General features: G+C 60.4%; 6 protein-coding genes. 1 reads left to right on the top strand and 5 read right to left on the bottom strand.

Going from position 1 to position 7,339, the window contains the following annotated elements:
- Positions 1 to 154 precede the first annotated feature (154 nt).
- From VN887_07610 to VN887_07590, 5 genes are all read right to left on the bottom strand, one after another.
- On the bottom strand, positions 155 to 478 hold the full coding sequence (locus VN887_07610) for a hypothetical protein (protein HXT39872.1): 324 nt from the start codon (positions 476 to 478) through the stop codon (positions 155 to 157).
- Positions 479 to 620: 142 nt separating this feature from the next.
- Positions 621 to 1,979, bottom strand: coding sequence for an ABC transporter permease (locus VN887_07605; GenBank protein HXT39871.1), 1,359 nt, complete (start codon positions 1,977 to 1,979; stop codon positions 621 to 623).
- Complete coding sequence (locus tag VN887_07600; GenBank protein HXT39870.1) at positions 1,979 to 3,388, bottom strand: ABC transporter permease; 1,410 nt, start codon at positions 3,386 to 3,388, stop codon at positions 1,979 to 1,981. The genes VN887_07605 and VN887_07600 overlap by 1 nt, the downstream gene beginning before the upstream one ends.
- The gene (locus VN887_07595) at positions 3,385 to 4,173 is read right to left on the bottom strand and encodes an ABC transporter ATP-binding protein (protein HXT39869.1); all 789 of its coding nucleotides are present in this window, start codon (positions 4,171 to 4,173) and stop codon (positions 3,385 to 3,387) included. The genes VN887_07600 and VN887_07595 overlap by 4 nt, the downstream gene beginning before the upstream one ends.
- A gap of 2 nt (positions 4,174 to 4,175) precedes the next feature.
- On the bottom strand, positions 4,176 to 5,420 hold the full coding sequence (locus VN887_07590) for an efflux RND transporter periplasmic adaptor subunit (GenBank protein HXT39868.1): 1,245 nt from the start codon (positions 5,418 to 5,420) through the stop codon (positions 4,176 to 4,178).
- Between the two features lie 156 nt (positions 5,421 to 5,576).
- Between VN887_07590 and VN887_07585 the strand changes: the two genes are divergently transcribed.
- Positions 5,577 to 7,339: ClcB-like voltage-gated chloride channel protein (locus tag VN887_07585; protein ID HXT39867.1), on the top strand; the 1,763-nt coding region annotated here is incomplete at its 3' end.

Here is a 7,339-nt window from a genome sequence, read left to right as displayed (position 1 = left end):
CTGTGTGAAAACTCCCCGCGCGACGAATTACCCAAAAAATCGACGTTCGCATTTTGGTTACGGCGCATTTTTTGTTTTCGGCGAGAGTGATTCGTAACACTTTTTCCTCCTTCAAAATCTTGTTTCAAGAGCTTTCACACTGCCTCGCGATTTGTTAGGAGGCCGCTTGACGTTGCAAAGCATCGCCAATCCTCCGGTTCATGAACTTCTGCTGCCGGAACGCCAAGAACAGGACGCCAGCTACAACCACTGCCGTCAAGACAACCGACAACAAAATGCCAAGTGCTCCGCCAACAACGAAACCACCAGCAGGAAAGATCGCGATACAGACCATGCTGGCAACATATGTGTTCCACTGCTTCCGGTATGCGGCGTCCTCGATCATCAATCGCTTGTGAGTCGCACGATACACAGCAAATCGGTCACGTTCAGAGTAACGGTCGAGGCCCGGTGTTGAGGTGTAAATGGGGAGTTTCACAGTGTATGCGTTAGCGACCTAACATTGTTTTCTGAGCCGCACAGCCGCAAGACTGGCTTTTTCGAGTGCGGCGCTTACCGAGTGTTATAGAAGCAGATCTGAGGATTTCTGTGAAGAATTATTCGAGAGGCAGAGACCGCTCCTACTCGTACCGCAACGCCTGGATCGGGTCGAGTCGCGCGGCCTTGAATGCGGGAAAGAGTCCGGCAACAACCCCCACGCAGGCGCTGAAGATCACGGCGATCAACATTGCCGTCGGAGTGATGACCGGTGAATTCTGCGACGGTGAAACGACCGCAAGCAATCGCACCAGTCCGAACGATGCGGCCAGTCCGGCCACCGCGCCGACCAGCGCAACCACGATGCTCTCGACCAGGATTTGCAGGAAGATGGCAAGGCCGGTCGCGCCGATGGCTTTGCAGATGCCGATTTCGCGAATGCGCTCGTTGATGCTGGCCAGCATGATGTTCATGATGCCGATGCCGCCCACAAGCAAACTGATGCCCGCAATGATGCCGCCGCTCAAGCGCGCGTTGCGAATCTGCGAGTTGATGTTCTGAATCTGGTTTTCCTGTGTGCGAAAGCTGAAGTCCTCGATTCCGCGGTGGGTCATCAGCAGGACGTTGCGGGCCTGTTGCAGCGCGGGCTCCAGGTGGTCGAGGTCGGCAACCTTTATGTCAATGTCGGTCAGGCGCGGGTCGGGGATGTTGTTTGCGCCGGCGGCGGAGCGAAACCGCACCCACATCGTGTTCATGGGCATGTAAACCGTGTAGTTCTTGCGCCAGAACGCCCAGCCGCCACCACCGCGTCCCCAGCCGCGACGTCGCGCCGGGCCGGCCTGTTCCTCCTTCGGTTTCGTTTTCGCGAGCTCGCGCTCCTTGCGTTGCTGTTCGCTTTCATAGCGCGTGAACATTCCGACAATGGTGAAGGGCTGTCCGTTGATGAAGACCTGTTCACCGATGGGGATGATCTCCTTCCCGGTCTTCTCCGGCGAACCGAATAATTCATCGCGGATTCCGGTGCCGATCACGCAGACGCTGTTGGCCTTTTCCTCGTCAATGTCGGTGAAGAACCGGCCGTGTTCGAGCGTGTGCAGGTTCATGTCGAGCACGGCCGGCCAGACGCCCACGCATTCGGACGGGTTCACCATCTTGTCCCCGAGCGTGACAGTGCAGTTGTTCATCGCCATTTCGGGCGAGACCAGCCGGACCAGCGGCGCACTCTCGCGCAGCGCCATGACATCCGTCATCGTCCGCCCCGGCGCTTCCTCCGCCAGATGCTCCTGATAAGCGGGCACGTCCTGGTCCTCGAGCAGCACCTTGTCCGCGCCACCCATCGCGATCATCGTTTCCTTCAACCCGTTTTCCATGCCCTTCACGATGGCGGACATGCCGACGAGGCTGGCGACGCCAAGAATGATGCCCAGCATCGTGAGCAGCGAACGAAACTTGTGCGCCCAGATTTCCTTGAGGCCGACGATGATGGTGTTGAGCAGGTTCATCACTCGTAACGCAGAGCCTGAATGGGATCCAGCCGCGCGGCCTTGAATGCAGGAAACAGGCCGGCCGTGATGCCGACGCACACGCTGAACGCGAACGCGATTGACATTGCCGTGACGGTGATGATCGGGGCGTTTTCGGTGGAGGAAAAGCTGACGATGACCCGCACCAGTCCGTATGAAGCAACCAGACCCACCAATCCACCGAAGATTGCGATGACGATGCTTTCAACGAGAATCTGGATGAAGACATCTTCCGTCGCGGCGCCGACGGCCTTGCGGATTCCGATTTCACGGACACGCTCCGAGATACTGGCCAGCATGATGTTCATGATGCCGATCCCGCCGACCAGCAGGCTGATGCCCGCGATGATGCCGCCGCTCATGCGCGCATTATGGATGAAGGTGTTGATATTTTCCGCCCATTCCTCCTGGGTGCGGAACGAAAAATCCTCAATGCCCTTGTGCGTGGCCATCAGAACATTTCGGATTTGCTGGAGCGCGACGTTCATGCGGTCCACGTCCGCAATCTTCACTTCCAGGACGGACAACCTCGGGTCCGGGACGATCGCGGTGTCCGGCGTGATGGCCGCCGACTTGTTGGTTCCGAAACTGCCCGCCACACCGACGCCCGCCGCGCGGAACTTCATCCACACCGTGTTGAGCGGCATGTAAAGCGTGTTGTTTTTCAGGCGAAACGCAAAGCTCCCGCCGCGACCGCTCCAGCCCCGGCTGCGCTTGGGGCCGGTCGCGGCCTGCCTCGGCTGGAGCTTCGCCAGTTCGCGTTCCTTGCGCTCCTGTTCGCTCTCGTAATGTTCGAACATGCCGATGATCGTGAAGGGCTGGCCGTTGATGTTGATGGTCTCGCCGACGGGATTGATTTCCTCGCCGACGTCCTCCGGGCTGCCGAAAAGCTCGTCGCGGACGCCCGTGCCGATCACACAAACGTTGCGCGCCATTTCGTCGTCAATCTCGTTGAACATGCGTCCGTATTGGATCACGTGCTCGTACATTTCGAGCGCGATGGGCCAGACGCCGGTGCAGTTCCACGGGCGAAATGATTTGCCGCTTTTGGTCGCGGTCGCGCCATAGAGCCGCATTTCGGGGGAGATTTTTGTGACCAGCGGCGCGCTTGCCTCGAGCGCGTAAACATCGTTGATCGTCACGCCGACGGCCTGATCTTTCCGCTGCCACTGCTGGATCGGCACGTCCTGCGGCTCGATGCGGACCTTCTGCAGGCCGCCGATGGCGATCAACGCCTCCTTCGCGCCCACTTCCATGCCCTTGACCAGCGCCGACATCGCCACAAGGCTCGACACGCCGAGGATGATGCCGAGCATGGTGAGCAGGGAACGAAATTTATGCGCCCAGATTTCCTTGAAACCAATCAGGATGGCGTTCCCAAGGTTCATAACTGCGAATCGTCGCGGGACATGCCGGTCAATTCATCCAGTCCCGCAAGCTTGCGATCCACTCTTTCGGCAATGCGGCCGTCGCGGATCTCAATGCGGCGTGGTGTTGAGGCGGCGATCTCCGGGTCGTGCGTGACCAGCGCGATGGTTCGTCCCTCCTGGCTGAGACGGCGAAACAACTCAAGGATCACTTCGCCGGTGTGCGAGTCAAGGTTGCCGGTCGGTTCGTCGGCAAAAACGATTTTCGGGCTGTTCACCAGGGCGCGGGCGATGGCGGTTCGTTGCTGCTGCCCGCCGGAGAGCTGCATCGGGCGATGCTTCGCGCGGTTGTCCATTTCGACCATTTTCAGGGCCTGCAACGCGCGCTCGCGTCGTTGGCGCGCTGCCAGGCCGCTGTAAATCATCGGCAACTCGACGTTCTGCAGGACGTTGAGCTTCGGGAGCAGGTTGAAGAATTGAAACACGAAACCGATCTTTTGGTTCCGGATGCGCGCGAGCTCACGCGGCGACGCGTCGTGGATCATGGTGCCGTCGAGCTTGATGGTGCCGTGCGTCGGAGAGTCGAGACAGCCGAGGATGTGCATCAAGGTGGATTTGCCGCTGCCCGACGGGCCGATGATGGAAATGAATTCGCCCGCCTCAATATCGAGCGACACGTCATCGAGTGCCCGGATCTCTTCGCCCCCCAAATGGTAGATTTTGCTGACGTTGCGGAGTTCAACAAGCGGCGCCGCCCGGCCGGGGGCATGGGTTGAGGGCTGCGGGAGAAACGAACAGCCGGCCATAATCACGTCCCACTGCGCCGGACCCCGCCGGCCGGCCGCTGTGCGCTGGCGGGCGCATTGGTCTTGCTGGTCCCCTTGCCCGCGCCCGACCGTGCCGTCGCGCCGCTGCTTTCGGAACCGCCCGGCAGCATGACCAGCGGATTCTTGATCGCGCGCGCCTTTTCCGCCTCCGGCATTTCGAGGGCCACGACTTCGCCGGGAGACAAGCCTTTCTGAATCTCGGCGAAGAAAAAGTCTGAAACGCCTATCTGAACGGGCCGGCGTTCGAAGCCATCGTCTTTCTTCACGAAAACATAACGTTCGGTCTCACCCGTGTCCGGGTCGGTCTCGGTAAACACGGCAGCCAGCGGCACCGCCACCACGTTGTCCGCGGAGGCGACAGGTATCTGAACGTTTGCCGTCATGCCGGGCCGGACGCGCGGATCAACGTCCTTCAGAAGAATACGCGCGGCGAATCCCTTGATGTTGTTCTTGATGGTGGCCTGCGGCGCGATCCGTTCAACGGTGCCGTTGACTTTCAGGCCGGGCACGGCCTCGACCGCCACCTCGACCTGTTGCCCCATCTTGAGCCGGGTGACGTCGGCCTGATTGATGTGCGCGTTGATGACCATTTCACTCAGGTTGGCGATGGTCAGCACTTCGGTTCCACTGTTAAACCCGCCAGACCCGGAGACGGCCTGCCCGACCGAAACCGGCCTCGTCAGAACAGTGCAATCGAACGGCGCCAGGATTTTCGTCTTGGTCAATTGGTATTCGACCAGGTGCAACGCCTTTTCGGTCCGGTCGAGCGCGTTCCGGGCCAGTTCATATTGCGTCCTGGTGTCTTCGAAGAGTTCCTGGGAGATAAGTTTGTCGGCGAAAAGTTGTTTGGACCGTTCGTAGTCCCGGCTGGCCTTCTCCAGCTGCAGTTTTGCGGCCTCGATCTCGATCAGTTTCGAGGAGCGGTCCGTTTGCAGATCCTGGTCATCCAGTGTGAACAACACGCTGTCCTTTTTCACGCGATCACCAATGTCCACGGGCAAGGTGAGGATTTTTCCATTGATTTCCGGGCGGACGGAAACCTGGTCGGCCGGACCGATTTCACCTGCCGCGCTCACGGCGAAATGAATGTCCCGCGTCTCGACCACCGCCGTGGTGGGTTGGCCGGCGGCGGACGAGGAGCCCCCGGGGGGAAGTGTGGCGTGCCATTTTTGAAATCCCCAGGCACATCCCGCCAGGACGACGGCCAGTATGATCCATTTCTTCATGCGTTGAGAACTGTACGAGCCAGTCATGCTAACAGTACGACAGCTGTGTGCAATCTGCAAAATAGAGAGTCCCACGGCAAATCGGGCGTGGGGGGCGATTCTCGGTTGCCGCAAAGAAGACTCGTCATCGGGCGGGAAAATTCACAAAATAATCAAGTGCGGACCTGGCCGAAAAGTCTGGAGCAGGTGCTGGCGAAGGCGCGGGAATTCTTCCGCCGGCACTGGCAGGCGTTGTTGCGCATCAGGGAAAAGCTCCGCCTCAGCGAGGAAACCGTGCATCTGCTGCTCGGGAGCGGCGTGGGGATCATTGGCGGGCTCGTCAATCTCATCTTTCACCTCTGCATTGATACCCTCAAGGAATTTGCCCTTCGTCATCAGGGGGATCTCGTCGAAATCGCGGAAGCGCTCAACTGGTGGCAGCGTCTGCTGGCGCCGACGGTTGGCGGCCTCGCCGCCGGGCTGGTGCTGTTTTGGGGGCTGCACTGGGCGGGCAAACGCGGTTCCAGCAATCTGCTCGAGGTGGTCGTCGCCGGCGACGGCCGTCTGCCCTTTCGTCACGCAGTAATCAAGGCCCTGTCGTCGCTGGTGAGCATCAGCACCGGCGCGTCCATTGGGCGGGAAGGGTTGATCACGCACCTGGCGGCGACGGCCGCGTCCAAGTGCGGGCAACTGGCGAAATGGCAGCCGTACCGCCTCCGGCTGCTCGTGGCCTGCGGTGCGGCTGCTGGCATCTCGGCCGCTTACAACGCGCCCGTGGCCGGCGCCATCTTTGCCGCTCAAATCGTCCTCGGCAATTTCTCCATGAATCTCTTCGCCCCGCTCGTTGCCGCGTCGGTCGTGGCAACGATGCTTTCGCGGAGTTTTTTTGGCATTGAACCGCAGTATCAGGCGCCTTCGCATGTCGAGTTTACCCATATCACGCAATTGCCGTGGTTCCTGTTGCTGGGGCTTTTTGCCGGCGCGCTGGGCGCGGCGTTTCTGAAGCTGATCCGTCACAGCGAACTTCTGTTCAGCCGCATGCGCCAGCCGATCTACGCAAGGATGGCGCTGGGGGGGCTGGTCGTTGGCGCGATCGCCACAGGCTTTCCGCAGGTGTGGGGGAACGGATATGGCGCGACCAACCAGATCCTGCATGGCGAATACGCGCTCGGTTTTTTGTCCGGCCTGTTCGTGGCGAAACTGCTGGCCACGCTGATGACGGTTGGTTCCGGCGCCGTGGGTGGCGTGTTCACGCCGACGCTGTTTCTGGGGGCCGGCCTGGGGGGGATGTTCGGAACAACACTGCACACCGCCCACTTTGCGGAGACGCTGCCGGCGGCGGCTTTCGCGCTGGTGGGCATGGGCAGCGTGCTGGCGGCGACGACGCATTCACCGCTGCTCGCGATGATCATGGTGTTTGAAATCTCGTTGAACTACACCCTCATGCCGCCGTTGATGGTCGCCTGCGCCGTGTCAACACTGGTGGCGCGCCGGCTTGACGCCGAAACCATCTATACTGAGCCGCTCCGGCGAAAAGGACTGGAGACCGAGCGTGAGAGCGCGCAGCCGGGTGCGGCCACGCAGCAGACGGTGGGCGACCTTATGCGCGACCCGGTTCCGCCCCTCAAACAAACGGCGACCTTCCATGAAATCGCCGATCGCTTCCTGACGAGCCCGAACAATTTCCTTCCTGTTGTGGACGACCGTGGCTCCTTCGTTGGGCTCGTCGCTTTGCAGGACTTGAAAGAGTATCTGAACGCGGGGCAGGAATTGAATGGCGTGATTGCTTTCGACGTGATGCGCCCGCCGCCGCCGTGCCTGACGCCGAACCAGAAGCTGCTTGATGTGCTGCCGATCCTGTTTGCCAGCGAACAGCGGAACGTGCCCGTGGTCAACACGCCGAAGGAACGCAAACTGGTTGGCGCGGTGGTACGCGCCGA

Origin of the sequence: Candidatus Angelobacter sp. (assembly GCA_035607015.1) — a bacterium.
In the GTDB taxonomy this organism is placed as follows: domain Bacteria; phylum Verrucomicrobiota; class Verrucomicrobiia; order Limisphaerales; family AV2; genus AV2.
This window is presented reverse-complemented; position numbering and strand designations above follow the sequence as displayed.